Source organism: Terrisporobacter petrolearius (assembly GCF_020748185.1).
GTDB classification, from domain to species: Bacteria; Bacillota; Clostridia; order Peptostreptococcales; family Peptostreptococcaceae; genus Terrisporobacter; species Terrisporobacter petrolearius.
Map to the genome: position 1 here is coordinate 1 of NZ_JAHZMO010000004.1, position 14,607 is coordinate 14,607.

A 14,607-nucleotide genomic window follows, 5' to 3' on the forward strand; every position below is an offset into this window, starting at 1 on the left:
ATTTCTTTTTTATTTTTCATTTTAATACCTCCAAAAGTTTAATATGAATATTATTCCAAACTTACCAGTTTTACATACAAAAAAGACTGTAGGTAAGTTTGTTTTACACAAATCTACCTACAGTCCCGTCCCTTTTAATATTATTTAGTTTTTACAGCTTTTGTTGCAAAATATTTAGCACTATATTTACAGATTTTATCATTATCCACATCTTCATAAAAACCATTAATAGCCAAGCCAACACTTGTTTGACCAGCTATTAAATCTTCCAAAGTATGACTATATTCTACAGCTTCTTTATTATTTAAAAAGTCTATTTTCTCTTCTTCATTTAATTCATCTAAAGAGTTAAATGGAAGTTTATTTACAACTTCAAATACACCTTCATCGTATTTTTTATTATCAAACAAATAAATTAAAGGATTTGTACTTCCAAATAAGAAGGTTCCACCTGTTTTTAAAACTCTATAACATTCTTTGAATACAGGTAGTACATCTGGTATATATGTTACTGATACAGGACAAAATACTAGATCAAAATAATTGTTTTTAAAACAATGTAAATGTGTCATATCTCCTTGCACAGTGGAAATCATCAGATTATTTTCATTAGAAACCTTTTCATCTTGCTTTAATTGATTCATTGATATATCAAATACAGTAACTATTGCTCCAGCAGCAGCTAAAATAGGTCCTTGTTGTCCTCCTCCAGAAGCAAGACATAATATTCTTTTTTTATTTAAATCCTCTGGAAACCAACTTCTAGGCACATCCTTGTAAGCCGTTAACTTTATATTAAATATTCCTTTTCTTGCATTTTCTATTTCTTCTTTTGTCACAGGTATTGACCAAGGAGTATTATTTACAACCTTTTTGTCCCAAGCTAATTGATTTTGTTTTATTACTTCTTTGTTATTCATAATATACACCCCTTAAAATTAATACAAATAAAATGATTAAATTAAATAATGATAAGTTATTCTTGTACTAATTAAATTGCTTGCTTTATAAATAGTATATTATAAATTTATTGTCTTTTAAATAGCTAAGTGATAATACAAAATTTTTAATGAGTAACTGCATTTTTATGATATTTATTGGAATAAAAGAATGAGTTTATATAAGTTATAGCTTTCATAAACATAAGTACACCTAAAGTTAATATTTTTAATTTTCTTTTATATAGAAAAAATATAAAATTATATACTAAAATAGAATTAAAGATATAAAAATGGGGGGATTATTTTGAGTGAGCTATCTTATTTAAATAATAGTTATGTTACAGAAGTTTTTTATAAAAAAATAAAGGTGGAGGATATAATAGCGGATTATATAAATGTGGGCACATTTTTAGAATGTTGCAAGCAATGTCCTAATTATGACACAAGATGGAGCTGTCCTCCTTATGATTTTGATGTAATTGAGTATTGGAAAAATTACAAATACCTACATGTATTAGGATATAAATTTAATTTTGAGGAAGATGTAGTTTTAAAAACTTATGATGAAGATGAACTTAACTTATTTATAAAAGAATTTTTTAGAAAACAAATGGAATTCTTTTATAAAAAAACAAAATACTTAGAAGAAAAATACGAAGACTCTATAAGTTTGGCATGGGGTAAATGCTACAAATGTAAAGAGTGTACAAGAAAACAGTCTAAAAAATGTAGATATGAAAATGACTTGAGATATTCTATTGAGTCGCTGGGAGGAAATGTAGACAAATTAAGTAAAGATTTATTTAACATTGAACTAAAGTGGGCCCAAAGAGGAAAGCTTCCTCAGTATTACTTTAACTCCATAGGTCTTTTAACTAAAGAAGATATTACAATAACTAAAGATGAGTTTTAAAAATACCTAGTAGTTTCATTATTTAAAAATTGTATAAATACATAAAGATTATTTTTAAAAAATATATTAAACTTAATAAGTAAGAATAAAAGTCAAAAAGGAGATGTTAGAATGAAAGTATTATTAATAAATGGAAGCCCACATAAAAGTGGATGTACATATACTGCCTTAAGTGAAGTTTCAAAAGCTTTAAACAATAATAATGTGGAAAGTGAAATTTTGCATATTGGAATGAAGCCAATACAAGGATGTATAGCTTGTGGTAAATGTTATGAAACTGGAAAGTGTGCATTTGCAGATGAACTTTATAATAACTTATTTAAAAAAGTAAAAGAAGCAGATGGAATAGTTGTAGGTTCACCAGTTTACTATTCAGGTCCAAATGGTTCCTTATGTGCTTTACTAGATAGATTATTTTATTCTGCTTCTTATTTAATGAAAAATAAACCTGCAGCAGCAGTAGTAAGTTGTAGAAGAGGAGGAGCAAGTGCTGCCTTTGACCGTTTAAACAAATATTTTACAATAAATCAAATGCCAGTAGTTTCATCTCAGTATTGGAACTCTATTCATGGAAATACACCAGAAGAAGCAAAACAAGATTTAGAAGGTCTTCAAATTATGAGAACTTTAGGTAATAATATGGCTTGGATGCTAAAAACTATGAAAAACTCTAAGGAGGAATTACCACAACAAGAAGAAAGAATAGGAACAAACTTTATTAGATAAGAATAAATAAAATAACTGTAAATTTTAAAATATAAATTGTATTATTGTAATAATACAAAATTTGAAATTATGGATTATATTAAAATTATAGAAAATAATAAATATGAATATAAGTCCTTAAAATAAGTAAATAAGCTTGTTTTAGGGATTTTTTATTTTTGAAATGAAACTTTTTAATGAAAAGTACTTGATAAATGAATTGTATTACTGTACTATTGTATTAAAGTATTAGTACAATAGGGCGGTGAAAAAATGAGTTGGGATATAGATAATAATAAGCCTGTATATATACAACTGGTAGAGCAATTAAAATCTAAGATAATCTCTGGCGAGTTTAAATCAGGAGAAAAAATAGATTCAGTAAGAAGTTTGGCAGAAGATGCACAAGTAAATCCAAACACAATGCAAAAAGCCTTAGTGGAGTTGGAAAGAGAAGAACTAGTTTTTAGCAAAAGAACTAGTGGAAGATTTGTTACTGATGATAAGGAGAAGATTAAATCTATGAAAAAAGAAGTTGCCAATGAGGAAATAAAAAATTTAAAAATAAATCTGGAGAGACTTGGTTTTACTAAAGATGAAATAATTAATCTTGTGATTTCTAATATAAAGGAGGAAGACTAAATGGAAAATATGGTAGAGTTTAATAATGTTTATAAAAGTTATAGAAACAAAGAAGTATTAAAAGGTGTAAATTTAAGTATACCAAAGGGAAAGATTGTGGGATTGCTTGGACCTAATGGTAGTGGGAAAACTACTATGATAAAGTTGATGAATAATTTACTACAAGCAGATCAAGGTAGTATAGAGATAAAGGGTATAAAGCCTTCTATAGAAACTAAAAAAATAGTTTCATATTTGCCAGAAAAAACTTATTTAAATGATTGGATGAAAGTTAAAGATATATTAGGTTTTTTTAAAGACTTTTATGTAGACTTTGATATGGAAAAAGCAGACCAAATGATTGAAAGCTTAAAAATAGATAAAAATCAAAAGTTAAAAACAATGTCTAAGGGTACAAAGGAAAAAGTTCAGTTGATTTTAGTAATGTCTAGAAATGCGGATCTATATATACTTGATGAACCTATCGGCGGTGTGGATCCAGCAGCAAGAAGTTATATACTTAAGACTATTCTATCAAATTACAATGAAAATTCTACTTTATTAATTGCAACACATTTAATAAGTGAAATAGAAAATATTTGTGATGATGTAATATTTATTTCAAATGGTGAAATAGTACTTAGGGGAAATGTGGATGAAATAAGAGAAGAAAAAGGTAAGTCAATAGATGCTTTATTTAGGGAGGAATTTAAATGTTAGGTAAATTAATCAAATATGAATTTAAAGCTTGTGGAAGAATATTTTTTCCGCTATATTTAGGAATTTTGCTATTAGCAGCAATAAATGGAGTAAACATAGGTGTTAATTTTAAAAATGAAGCAGTAGATGGGCTTCCTATGAACCCTAGTGCATTCAATACTCAAGGTATTTTAATGCTAGTTTTAGTTGCCTTATTTGTGGCTTTATTTGTAATTACTATAATTCTTACAATTCAAAGATTTAAGAAAAATTTACTTGATGAAGAAGGCTATTTAATGTTTACATTGCCTGTTAGAAGCAGCTCTTTAATATTGTCTAAACTTTTAGTCGCTTTAACATATGCAATTATTAGTGCAATTGTGGCAGCATTATCATTTACAATAATGGGTGTAATAGGTGGAGATATTAATGTATTAGAATTTTTCAAAGCATTTGTAAATTCAGAGTTTTTAACAAAAGGTATAGAGTTTATTGTTTATATGGTTTTAGGATTCTTAATAAGTTATAGCATATTTGTATTAACAATTTATTTATCTTTATCTGTTGGTCAACTACCACAGCTTAGCAAGCATAGAGTGGCGGCAGGAGTAATAGTATTCTTTATTCTAAATTTTATTATAAGTAATATTTATAATTTTGCAACTAATAATCTTTTAGGAACAGAAACAAGGGTAGAGTTTACAAGTGGTTTTATAGTTTCAAATTTCTCATATGTAGCACTAGACTTAATAATAGGTCTTACTATAGGAACAGGGCTGTTTTTATTAACTAATTGGATATTAAATAAAAAACTAAACCTTGAATAAATAATTAGACTTGGAGAATCCCTTCAAGTCTTTTGTTTTAAATGGAAAAAACAAATCAAGTATATTATCATTATAAATAAAGTAGAAAATAAATTTAATGGAGATATGTATATGAAAATTTGGGGAAATAAAAAAATAGTATTTTTATGCTTTGATAAAACAGATTGTGCAATTTTAGAGGAGTATCTAAATGAAATGGCAAAGAAAGGCTGGTTGTTGACTAAGATAAAAAATTACCATTTGACTTTTGTGAAAACAGATAAAATAAGTTTCAAATATAATGTTGATCCACTCGGAAAGAATTTTGATGGTGATAGTTATGTAGATAAAATAACATATATAAAATATTGCAAAGATCATAACTGGGAATATATTTGTGGCAATGATTTTTTTCAAATAAGTAAATCAGAAGAAAGTAACAAGGAAAAAATTAAAAGTAAATATGAAGAAAGTATAAAATCTTTACTTATAAAAGATGTTATTTCATTAGTAGCACTTATACTATTATTTAATTTTATTTTTAAATATGAGGGATTTTATTTAGGCGGGTCTTATATGGACTCCGCGTCTAATTATACATGGGTTGGGTTTTATGTTATAGGAATTTTAGCGTTAATATATTTATGTGTAGATTTAATTCTAAGTATAATTTGGTATATTAATTATTTTATAAAAAAGGAATTTAAATATAAAAGCATAAAGCAAATAAAAATAAGCTCTATTTTTAGTGTGACATTACATTTTTTTATTATGACTTTACTTATATTAAATGTAGTAATTAGCTTTCTTGATGGATTTAGTATATCTCCAAGAACGTCATTCTCAAAAGAAAGTTTGCCAATAACCCTTGAAGATTATAATATGAAAATTCAATCTGAACGTGATTGTAGTACAACAAAATATAAATCATTTTTAGCAAAGTATTATTCATTTAGTGATTCAACATATTATGAAGCTTATGATGATGGCATGTATATAGAACATGAAAATAATAGTGGGGTTATTTCTTACGAAGTATTTGAAAGTAAGTATAAAAATATAATGAGCAATGCACTGGAAGATATAAAAACAAAGCATGCTAATATGGGAAGTAAATATAAAAGATATACAAGCGGTGAAGAATTCAATACTTGGGGAGCAAAGGAAATTTATATTGATAAATCAACTAAGGAGAGAATAATAGTTTATGATAATGTGATTTTAATGTTAGATATGGAAGGTGATTATAATAAAAGTAAAATTAATTTTATAAAAGAAAAATTGTTAAATTTATAATATAAGAAAATAAACAAGGAATATTTGGTACTAGGGGGAAATTTGAAATAATGAAAAAAATTATTATAGTAGAAGATGAGGAAAAAATAAGAGCAGAGCTTAAAAATTTCTTAGTTAACTACAATTACGAAGTGATTTGTCTATCAAAATTTGAAAGTATAATAGGAGATATTTTAAAAGAAAATGCACATTTAGTATTATTAGATATAAATTTACCCATCTACGATGGATACTACATTTGTAGGGAAATAAGAAAAAAATCTAATGTTCCAATAATCGTGGTTTCTAGTAGAGATACAGAAATGGACGAGCTTATGAGTATTAATTTGGGAGCAGACGATTTTATTACAAAGCCTTACAATACACAAATATTATTAGCGCGAGTAAACTCAATTTTAAAAAGAACTTATGATAAAGAAAGTGCAGATGGGATTATATATAAAGGATTAGAATTAGACTTACCTAAAAACACTGTTATATTTGAAGATAAAGAAATAGACCTTACGAAAAATGAGTTTAGAATATTAAATTGTTTGATGAAAAATAAAGGAAAAATAGTTTCAAGAGGAGACTTGATGGATTATTTATGGGACTTGGATTTCTTTATAGACGATAATACACTAACTGTAAATATTAATAGGCTTAGAAAAAAATTAGAAGAAATAAAATGCGAAGGATATATAGAAACTAGGAGGGGAAGAGGCTATATAATGCCATAATTATGAAAATAAAAAATTATATAAAAGATAAAAGCTTATCTATAATTTTAAGGCTAATATTTCTCGTTTTTGTAATATATATCCTGAACTTATCTAGAATTGAAAACATAGCTATAAATTTTATTATAACCCTATGGATAGTATTAACTTTTATAGAATTTGCACATGATTATTTAAGAAAAAATTGTTACTATACTAAAATAGAAGCATCTTTAAGAGAACTTGATAAAAAATATTTGCTGCCAGTGCTAATGGAAGAACCTTCTTTTTTAGAGGGGGAAATATTATATAACATTTTAAGTATTACAGATAAAGCAATGAATGAAGAAGTAAATTTATATAAATTTAATCAAGAAGAATATAAGGAGTATCTAGATTTGTGGGTGCATGAAATAAAATTACCCATATCAGCTATCAAACTAATAATAGAAAATAACAAAAATGAACATACATTAAGTGTTTTAGAAGAAATAGAAAAAATCGAAGACTTTATAGAACAAGCACTTTATTATTCTAAAAGTAATGAAGTAGAACTAGATTACATAATAAAGGAAATCAATCTAAAAAAATATATAAGCAATACAATAAGAAGAAATAAGAAGCTTATAAGAGAAAATAAAATAATTATAGATTTGCAAGACTTTAACAGCAATGTGTACTGTGATAAAAAATGGTTGGAATATATTTTAAATCAAGTAATAATAAATTCCATAAAGTATATAGGAAGTGAAGATATAAATGAAAAATTAAAGAGGGAACCTGGCAAAATTACTATATATACAAAGGAAAGTAAAAATTACATAGAACTTTTTATAAAGGATAATGGAATAGGTATAGATGAGAAAGATTTGAAAAAAGTATTTAGCAAAGGTTTTACAGGAATAAATGGTAGAAAGTTTAGAAAATCAACAGGTATGGGTCTATATATATCTAAAAAATTAGCAGATAAGATGTATTTAGGGTTAGAAATAGATTCAAGAGTAAAAGAAGAAACTACAGTAAAAATAACATTTCCTAAGGGGAGTATGACTCAGATAAACTAAAGCAATTCTGATTTGGTGAAACATTACAGAGATATAATGTAAACTTACCATTTTGTAAGATTATGGTAAGGTTATGTTATTAATGCAAACCTCTAAGGCTTATATAATATAAGTATAAATTGGTTATGGAGGTAACAACAATGAACACAGTTTTACAGGTTAAAAACATAGAAAAATATTATGGAAATAAAAGAAATTTAACAAAAGCAATAAATAATATCTCTTTTCAAGTGGAGGAAGGAGAATTTATAGGTATTATGGGTCCTAGTGGCAGTGGAAAAACAACACTTTTAAATTGTATAGCAACTATTGACAAGCCAACTACAGGAACTATATTAATAGAAAACAAAGATATAACTACTTTCTCAAGAAAAAATGTAGAAAAATTTAGAAGAGAGCATTTAGGATTTATATTCCAAGAATTTAATTTATTAGATACCTTAACAGTTTACGAAAATATATCTTTAGCTTTATCAGTGATTGGAGAGAAAGGTGTTAATATTGATGAAAAAGTAAAAGCCATTGGCAATAAATTAAACATTTCAGATATATTAAATAAATTCCCCTATGAAATATCTGGAGGTCAAAAGCAAAGAGTAGCGTGTGGAAGGGCTATAATAACTAATCCTTCTTTAATTTTAGCAGATGAGCCAACAGGATCCCTGGATTCAAAATCAGCAAGAGTACTACTTGAAAACTTGTCTAATTTAAATGAAAGTCTAAATTCAACAATAATGATGGTAACTCATGATGCTTTTACAGCTAGTTATTGTAAAAGAATTTTATTTATAAAAGATGGAAAGATATTCAACGAGTTAATAAGAGGAAATGACGATAGAAAAGAATTTTTCAAAAGAATTATAGAAGTAGTTACATTTCTTGGAGGTGACACTAGCAATGTTATTTAAGCTATCCCGAAGAAATGTACAAAGAAGTATAAAAGATTATAGTGTATATTTTTTTACATTGGCATTAGGTATTTGTATATTTTATATTTTTAATTCCATAGAATCTCAAACAATAATGATGGACTTATCAGACACACAAAAGATTTTTCTTGATGCTCTTAATAAGATAATATCCATGGTCTCTGTATTTGTATCATTTGTACTTGGTTTTTTAATACTATATGCAAATAATTTTTTAATAAAGAAAAGAAATAAAGAGTTTGGGATATATTTGACACTAGGTATTAGTAGAAGTAAAATAGCTTTTATGTTATTTTTTGAAACTATTATAGTGGGCATATTGTCTTTAGTAGTTGGAATATTTATTGGGGTGTTTTTATCCCAAGGATTAGCAGGAGTTACAGCCAAACTATTTGCTATAGACATGACTGAATATAAATTTATTTTTTCAAAAGATGCATGCCTAAAAACTATTTTTTATTTTGGGATTATGTATTTTATATCTATGGTATTTAACTTTATACTAGTATCAAGATGTAAGTTAATAAACCTTATAAATGGTGATAGAAATAATGAAAAATTAAAAGGTACAAATTTAGCTTTATCAGTGATTTTATTTGTTATATCAGTTATTTGTTTGGCAGTGGCATATAAGTTAATTTTAGAAAATGGATTAATGGAGATAAATGATAAATTCAAATTATCAATTATACTAGGAATAGTTGGAACTGTGTTGTTTTTTAGAGCATTGGCAGGATTTTTAATAAAAGTAATACAAAGTAGCAAAAACCAATATTTAAAAAATCTTAACACATTTACTTTGAGACAATTGAATAGCAAAATAAATACAAATTATATATCCATGAGTGTTATTTGTTTGATGCTGTTTGTTTCCATAGGAATGTATACAGCATCCATAGGAACAAAAAGTGCGATGGAAAATACATCACAGTTCTTAGCGCCTTATGATATGACTTTGACACATACATATGAAAAACAAGAAAATTTAAAAGCCTCAAAAGAAAAGATAAGTGAAACAGTAAAAAAAATAGGATTTAACATAAAAGATTATACAAATGAATATTTGGATTACAACATATATAATTCACCAGTAAAATTTAAACAGTTGTTTCAAAGCACTACAGATGATTTTTTATCCAGACAAATAAATAGTATGAGAGATTTTAATGCACCTATTGTAAAATTATCAGATTATAATAAATTAATGAAAATGCAAAATAAAGAGACAATAAGTTTAAAAGATAAAGAAGTATTTATTTTTACTGATATGTCTACAATAGAGCCTTCAGTTAAAGAATATGTAAACAAAAATAAGACTATGAAAATTGGAGAAGAGGATTTTGAAGTTAATAGTCAATATGGATTTAATTCAATAGAAGATACTCCAATTAGTGGTAATTTTGCAACACTAGTAGTTAAGGATGATAATGTTCATAATTATAGTTTACTTAAAAAGTGCTTAAGTTTAAATTATACTGGTGATAAGAAGGAAACAGAAAATAAAGTAGTGAAAAATCTTGAAAAATCCATGGCTGAAAGCAAAAAATATGAAGAAAATAGTAAAGTGAAGATAAGTGCAATGACTAGAATTATAGCATTAGAGGGAAATATGGCTTCATCGAGTATGTATTTATACGTTGGATTATATATAGGAATAATTTTCTTAATAGCCAGTGCAGCAGTTCTTGGACTTAGTCAATTGTCAGGTGCTATTGAAAGTGTTGGTAGATATGAAATATTAAGAAAGCTAGGCGTAAGTTCAAATATGATAAACAAATCCATCTTTATACAAGTTTTATTATACTTTGCCATACCTATACTTTTAGCTTTAGTTCATAGTATATTCGGAATAAAGGTAGCAAATGATGTGGTAAAGATAATAGGAGATTATGATACTTTAGGCAACAATATAATTTCCATTTGTATCATATGTGCTGTTTATGGTGTATATTTTTATGGAACTTATAGAGGATATAAGAGAATTGTGAATAAGCAATAGTACGGTAAGATTAGTGCAATAAATTATTAAGATGAACTATTTAAATAGATAGTAATTAAAAATGTTAAAAAAGAATACTTTTATCTAGATAAAAGCTGATTTATATACGAATTATGAATCAGCTATTTTATTATGCTTAATAAATATTGTTAGAAGTGTTTTAGATGTATAGGGAAAAATGAAATATAATGCAAAACAAGCATTATTCAAATATAATATAGATAAATAAGCACTTATACTTCAATAAGGAATGAATAAAATCATAGAAATATTATAGAAGGAGGGTAAATATGAAAATTAGTAAAAATACTATTATAATTATTTGTGCGTCATCTATTTTGTTAATGGGTTGCAGTAATAAAAGTAACAATGAAGATAAAACTACAGACTCAAAATCATTGGAATACACAGAAGAAATAAAAGTAGACAATTTAAGTACTAAGGATATGGAAAATCATATACCATATATAGATTCTAGCAGTGGTGAAATTGATAATTCTATTATTAGTAGGAGATATGAAAGTGTAAAAAAAGAAGAGTTGACTTATAATAGTCCTGAAAAAACAACAGAAAATGAAGTTGTTGTATATCCCGCAGACTCAATAAAGGACGATATTTCTTACAAAACAATTTTACAAGGCTTTACATATTTTTCAGAAGGGAATCCAATTAATTTAACTTATGATGAAGCCATAAAATTAGTGAAAAAAGTGCTTCCAGATGATATAGAAAAAGTTGATTATGTATTAGATAAAGAAGTTAATAAGGAATATGTTTATTATAAATCTGATAAAGGAAACTTTAGAGTAGGGTTATCATATGGTAGTGAGTTTAAAAATGATGATCTTGAAGATATACATAAAAATTCTGTATTAGGAATAGATTACAGCAAAGAAATAGTATAGACAAATATATATTATGAGTACAGTATCCATCTAAGTAAATTCTAATTTGCAAAGTAGATTTGGTTAATAATATTAATACATTTCAAACAATTTATGTCAAACTAAATAAATAACCACATCTTAGAACTCAGAACATTGAAAATACTAAGGTGTGGTTATTTTGATATTATAACTATCACGAAGTAGACTAATATAGCCTAAATCAATTAATATTGTTTTCTATTAATTAGATTCTTATTTTCAAGTCTAATTTATATTGAAATTTATTATTCTATTTATTTTGATGATTTTTTAAAGAATTTCACCTTATAGATTTTATTTATGTAGGTATTTCTTATAAAGCTGGAAAAGCTCTTTTGCAAATGTTTTTAAGTAAGTTTGGTCAAACTCATTTTCAAAACTTAATTCTTGTTCAAAACCATTTCTACAATGGTTATTCAAACACCCTTTTACAACAATATGTCCATTACCATTTCCCAAAAACTCTATATAATTGGATATACTATATGCTTCTTCTAGTCTTGCTGAACCATCTAAAAAATCATATAAGTGCTTCAAATTGCACACAAACACTACAAAGTCTTTTATATCAATATCCATAGTTGTTCGAGCTGAAAATTTATCACTTTCTATATAAATATTTAAAGTTGAATTTATAGGATAATCTATTTCTTGTTCAAATATATTAATTTCTATTTCAATAGTAAAGTCTTTTGTACTTAACCTATGCTGCATTTATTTTTCTCCTTATACTAAATGAGTTTAATATTTATAAAAATAGTTCATTCATTTTTCTTTCGAAACATACTTTTTCTAATTTTTTTGAAATTGCCAATATTGACTCTTCATCTACACTTCGAACTTTGTTTGGACAAATAGCTACACAGCGCATACAGGAAACGCATTTTTCTTTGTCTACCAACATTGGATTATCTTTTGAAATAGCATCAACTGGACATTTTATAGCACAAAGACCGCATTTCATACATTCTTGTCTCACTTGTGGAACTATAGGAATAACTTTATATTCTTTGTATGGACTATTCCCAGGTACATACAAATCTTTAGTAACTTTTCACTGTTTCAGGACTTCTTTGACCTGACTAGAAAATTTTATCAGTTCTTCTTTTTCTTGTAAATCTGGTCTTCCAGTGGCAAATTGATGTGCAATAGAATGTTCTGTAACCGAAGCTATTGCTGCAATGGAGAAAAATCCTAATCTTGTTAATGTATCTTTCAATTCTAACAATACATCTTCATATGCTCTATTCCCGTATGTTGCTACTAAAATAACTTTTGAACCATTTCCCTTTAGCTTCTTGATATTAGCCATTGCTGCAATTGGTACACGGCCACCAAAAGATGGAACTGCTATAATACAAAGGTCTTTTTCACTAAAGGGAAATTTTGAAAAATCTTCTATTCTATTAGACAAATCTAATTCTATGATTTCAAGATCAAATTGTCTACTTATTAAATCTGCTGTTTTTTTAGTTGTACCTGTGGGACTAAAATAAATTTTAAATAGTTTCATATATGCGATATCTCTCCTCTAAATTTTAACTTTTGTTTGTCAGATTATTAATCTGAAATTCATACACTTTAATTAATCTTCATCTGAATATAATAAAAATCAAAACTACTCAAAAAACCTTCCCTTATAAAAATTCTCATTTCCAAGTTTCTTTGCAGTAAGTCTGAACATGACGCAACCATCTGGACATACAATATCTTTGCTATACTTACTAGTTCCGCCGATATTTTCCAAATCTCCACCACTTCTCACAGCCTCCATTATTGGAAACATAATCATCATGGATTTTGAGCAAATACCCTGTCCATTAGCATTTACAGGACAGCCATAGGTGCATGTATACTTATCTCCAATTTCCTCACCATTTCTGCAATAATGCTCTGTGCTTTCCCCACGTAGAAACCCTATTACCTGGATTTCCCATTCATACTCCTCATCATACCATTTTTTCATCATAAACCTCCAACATTAAATTTGTTTTCTCATTATTTATAAATAATTTACCAGGCAAAAATTCCTATTTTTAAGCCTGTTCTATACATTGGAATTTATCAGTCTAAAAATATTTTAATTTCATTTGCTATTTTTTCATATTTGTAGTCATGAATATAGTGACTACAATCCAGTTCAATCATTTTTCCACTAGCACAATTACTCATATACTTTGATTGAATATTCTTCCAAGTCTCCTCATTCCAACCTGTTCCATTTCCATTTGAACAAAACATTAATATTGGTATATTGGGCATTTTGCCATTTGAAACTACTTTTGCATTTTCTTTAATATGAGTTACTTCATTTATCATGGTGTCTGTTGCAGTTCTACTATAAAAAACAGCTCTATAGATATCTTTTTCTGTATCAGAAAGTGTTCCAAATTTTACGGCATCTCCATTGGCTATCTGTGGAATCATTCTTGTGATACCTACTTTACTAGCAAACTGTCCTAATTTTATTGTCAACATATCTATTTCGTAATTCTCATATGCATCTGGAACAGCCATATCAAGCCCAATAATTGTACTAACTTCATTAGGATATTTCTGTGCCCAATACAAAGCTTCTATTCCTGACATAGAGTGAGGACATAAGACATAAGGTCCAACTATTCCGGATTTTTTCAAAGCAGCCCTTGTTTCTTCTAATATAGTATCTATATCTCTTTTTTCATCAACTATATCACTAAAACCATATCCAAATTTTTCTATAACTACTATTTTATACTCCTCACTCAATAAAGAATACAAAGACTTAAAATCCAAAATAGGAGAACAAGTTCCTCCCCCAGACATAAAAACAAGTGTTTTTGCGCCTTCCCCTTCAGTATAAATACTCATTTGTTTATTTTTAACATTAACCACTGTACCCAAGGGCTTCAATAGTTTTTTCTCTTTTTGGGATTGAACTTTATGATTTACATAACAGATTAATAATAGTACAACTAAAATAATTATTGCAATTCCCATAACCTTCATAACTTTTTTCATTCTCATGTTC

General features: G+C 26.9%; 17 protein-coding genes. 11 read left to right on the top strand and 6 right to left on the bottom strand.

Annotated features, from left to right (window positions below; genetic code table 11):
• Positions 1–140: 140 nt before the first annotated feature.
• On the bottom strand, positions 141–920 hold the full coding sequence (locus K0040_RS03500) for a class I SAM-dependent methyltransferase (RefSeq protein ID WP_228107565.1): 780 nt from the start codon (positions 918–920) through the stop codon (positions 141–143).
• Between the two features lie 325 nt (positions 921–1,245).
• On the opposite strand from K0040_RS03500, the gene K0040_RS03505 reads away from it, so the two are divergent.
• From K0040_RS03505 to K0040_RS03555, 11 genes are all read left to right on the top strand, one after another.
• A complete protein-coding gene (locus K0040_RS03505) occupies positions 1,246–1,854 on the top strand; it encodes a DUF2284 domain-containing protein (protein WP_228107566.1) in 609 nt (202 codons plus the stop codon).
• Positions 1,855–1,965: 111 nt separating this feature from the next.
• Positions 1,966–2,580 (top strand): flavodoxin family protein, encoded by a 615-nt coding sequence (locus tag K0040_RS03510; RefSeq protein ID WP_228107567.1) that lies wholly within the window; start codon positions 1,966–1,968, stop codon positions 2,578–2,580.
• 252 nt (positions 2,581–2,832) lie between these two features.
• A complete protein-coding gene (locus K0040_RS03515; protein ID WP_228107568.1) occupies positions 2,833–3,201 on the top strand; it encodes a GntR family transcriptional regulator in 369 nt (122 codons plus the stop codon).
• Positions 3,202–3,900, top strand: coding sequence for an ABC transporter ATP-binding protein (locus K0040_RS03520; RefSeq protein WP_228107569.1), 699 nt, complete (start codon positions 3,202–3,204; stop codon positions 3,898–3,900).
• A complete protein-coding gene (locus K0040_RS03525; protein WP_228107570.1) occupies positions 3,894–4,706 on the top strand; it encodes an ABC transporter permease in 813 nt (270 codons plus the stop codon). Before K0040_RS03520 ends, K0040_RS03525 begins: the two co-directional genes overlap by 7 nt.
• 111 nt (positions 4,707–4,817) lie before the next feature.
• Entirely contained in the window at positions 4,818–5,981 is a 1,164-nt protein-coding gene (locus K0040_RS03530; protein WP_228107571.1) for a DUF2812 domain-containing protein, read from the top strand.
• Between the two features lie 50 nt (positions 5,982–6,031).
• Positions 6,032–6,700 carry a response regulator transcription factor gene (locus K0040_RS03535; protein ID WP_228107572.1) on the top strand — a complete coding sequence of 223 codons (669 nt, stop codon included), beginning with the start codon at positions 6,032–6,034 and terminating at the stop codon, positions 6,698–6,700.
• A gap of 2 nt (positions 6,701–6,702) precedes the next feature.
• Positions 6,703–7,743, top strand: coding sequence for a sensor histidine kinase (locus tag K0040_RS03540; protein ID WP_228107573.1), 1,041 nt, complete (start codon positions 6,703–6,705; stop codon positions 7,741–7,743).
• A 140-nt stretch (positions 7,744–7,883) separates the two neighbouring features.
• Positions 7,884–8,651 (top strand): ABC transporter ATP-binding protein, encoded by a 768-nt coding sequence (locus K0040_RS03545; RefSeq protein WP_074917029.1) that lies wholly within the window; start codon positions 7,884–7,886, stop codon positions 8,649–8,651.
• The gene (locus tag K0040_RS03550; protein WP_228107574.1) at positions 8,641–10,671 is read left to right on the top strand and encodes an ABC transporter permease; all 2,031 of its coding nucleotides are present in this window, start codon (positions 8,641–8,643) and stop codon (positions 10,669–10,671) included. The genes K0040_RS03545 and K0040_RS03550 overlap by 11 nt, the downstream gene beginning before the upstream one ends.
• Positions 10,672–10,961: 290 nt before the next feature.
• Positions 10,962–11,576, top strand: a complete 615-nt coding sequence (locus tag K0040_RS03555) for a hypothetical protein (RefSeq protein ID WP_228107575.1) — start codon at positions 10,962–10,964, stop codon at positions 11,574–11,576.
• 315 nt (positions 11,577–11,891) lie between these two features.
• Here the strand turns inward: K0040_RS03555 and K0040_RS03560 are convergent, their stop codons facing one another.
• The 5 genes from K0040_RS03560 to K0040_RS03580 form a co-directional block, all read right to left on the bottom strand.
• Positions 11,892–12,311 (bottom strand): WapI family immunity protein, encoded by a 420-nt coding sequence (locus K0040_RS03560; RefSeq protein WP_228107576.1) that lies wholly within the window; start codon positions 12,309–12,311, stop codon positions 11,892–11,894.
• Positions 12,312–12,345: 34 nt separating this feature from the next.
• Complete coding sequence (locus tag K0040_RS03565) at positions 12,346–12,636, bottom strand: DUF362 domain-containing protein (RefSeq protein WP_228107577.1); 291 nt, start codon at positions 12,634–12,636, stop codon at positions 12,346–12,348.
• 15 nt (positions 12,637–12,651) lie between these two features.
• Complete coding sequence (locus tag K0040_RS03570) at positions 12,652–13,110, bottom strand: flavodoxin family protein (protein WP_228107578.1); 459 nt, start codon at positions 13,108–13,110, stop codon at positions 12,652–12,654.
• 105 nt (positions 13,111–13,215) lie between these two features.
• A complete protein-coding gene (locus K0040_RS03575; RefSeq protein ID WP_228107579.1) occupies positions 13,216–13,563 on the bottom strand; it encodes a TIGR04076 family protein in 348 nt (115 codons plus the stop codon).
• A gap of 98 nt (positions 13,564–13,661) precedes the next feature.
• Positions 13,662–14,597: an alpha/beta hydrolase gene (locus K0040_RS03580; protein WP_228107580.1), complete on the bottom strand. Its 936-nt coding sequence runs from the start codon at positions 14,595–14,597 to the stop codon at positions 13,662–13,664.
• Positions 14,598–14,607: the final 10 nt, after the last annotated feature.

Coding starts and splice junctions, on each gene's coding strand:
- K0040_RS03500 (WP_228107565.1), bottom strand. CDS start 920: ATGAATAACAAAGAAGTAATAAAACAAAATCAATTAGCTTGGGACAAA.
- K0040_RS03510 (WP_228107567.1), top strand. CDS start 1,966: ATGAAAGTATTATTAATAAATGGAAGCCCACATAAAAGTGGATGTACA.
- K0040_RS03515 (WP_228107568.1), top strand. CDS start 2,833: ATGAGTTGGGATATAGATAATAATAAGCCTGTATATATACAACTGGTA.
- K0040_RS03520 (WP_228107569.1), top strand. CDS start 3,202: ATGGAAAATATGGTAGAGTTTAATAATGTTTATAAAAGTTATAGAAAC.
- K0040_RS03525 (WP_228107570.1), top strand. CDS start 3,894: ATGTTAGGTAAATTAATCAAATATGAATTTAAAGCTTGTGGAAGAATA.
- K0040_RS03530 (WP_228107571.1), top strand. CDS start 4,818: ATGAAAATTTGGGGAAATAAAAAAATAGTATTTTTATGCTTTGATAAA.
- K0040_RS03535 (WP_228107572.1), top strand. CDS start 6,032: ATGAAAAAAATTATTATAGTAGAAGATGAGGAAAAAATAAGAGCAGAG.
- K0040_RS03540 (WP_228107573.1), top strand. CDS start 6,703: ATGAAAATAAAAAATTATATAAAAGATAAAAGCTTATCTATAATTTTA.
- K0040_RS03545 (WP_074917029.1), top strand. CDS start 7,884: ATGAACACAGTTTTACAGGTTAAAAACATAGAAAAATATTATGGAAAT.
- K0040_RS03550 (WP_228107574.1), top strand. CDS start 8,641: ATGTTATTTAAGCTATCCCGAAGAAATGTACAAAGAAGTATAAAAGAT.
- K0040_RS03555 (WP_228107575.1), top strand. CDS start 10,962: ATGAAAATTAGTAAAAATACTATTATAATTATTTGTGCGTCATCTATT.
- K0040_RS03560 (WP_228107576.1), bottom strand. CDS start 12,311: ATGCAGCATAGGTTAAGTACAAAAGACTTTACTATTGAAATAGAAATT.
- K0040_RS03570 (WP_228107578.1), bottom strand. CDS start 13,110: ATGAAACTATTTAAAATTTATTTTAGTCCCACAGGTACAACTAAAAAA.
- K0040_RS03575 (WP_228107579.1), bottom strand. CDS start 13,563: ATGAAAAAATGGTATGATGAGGAGTATGAATGGGAAATCCAGGTAATA.
- K0040_RS03580 (WP_228107580.1), bottom strand. CDS start 14,597: ATGAAAAAAGTTATGAAGGTTATGGGAATTGCAATAATTATTTTAGTT.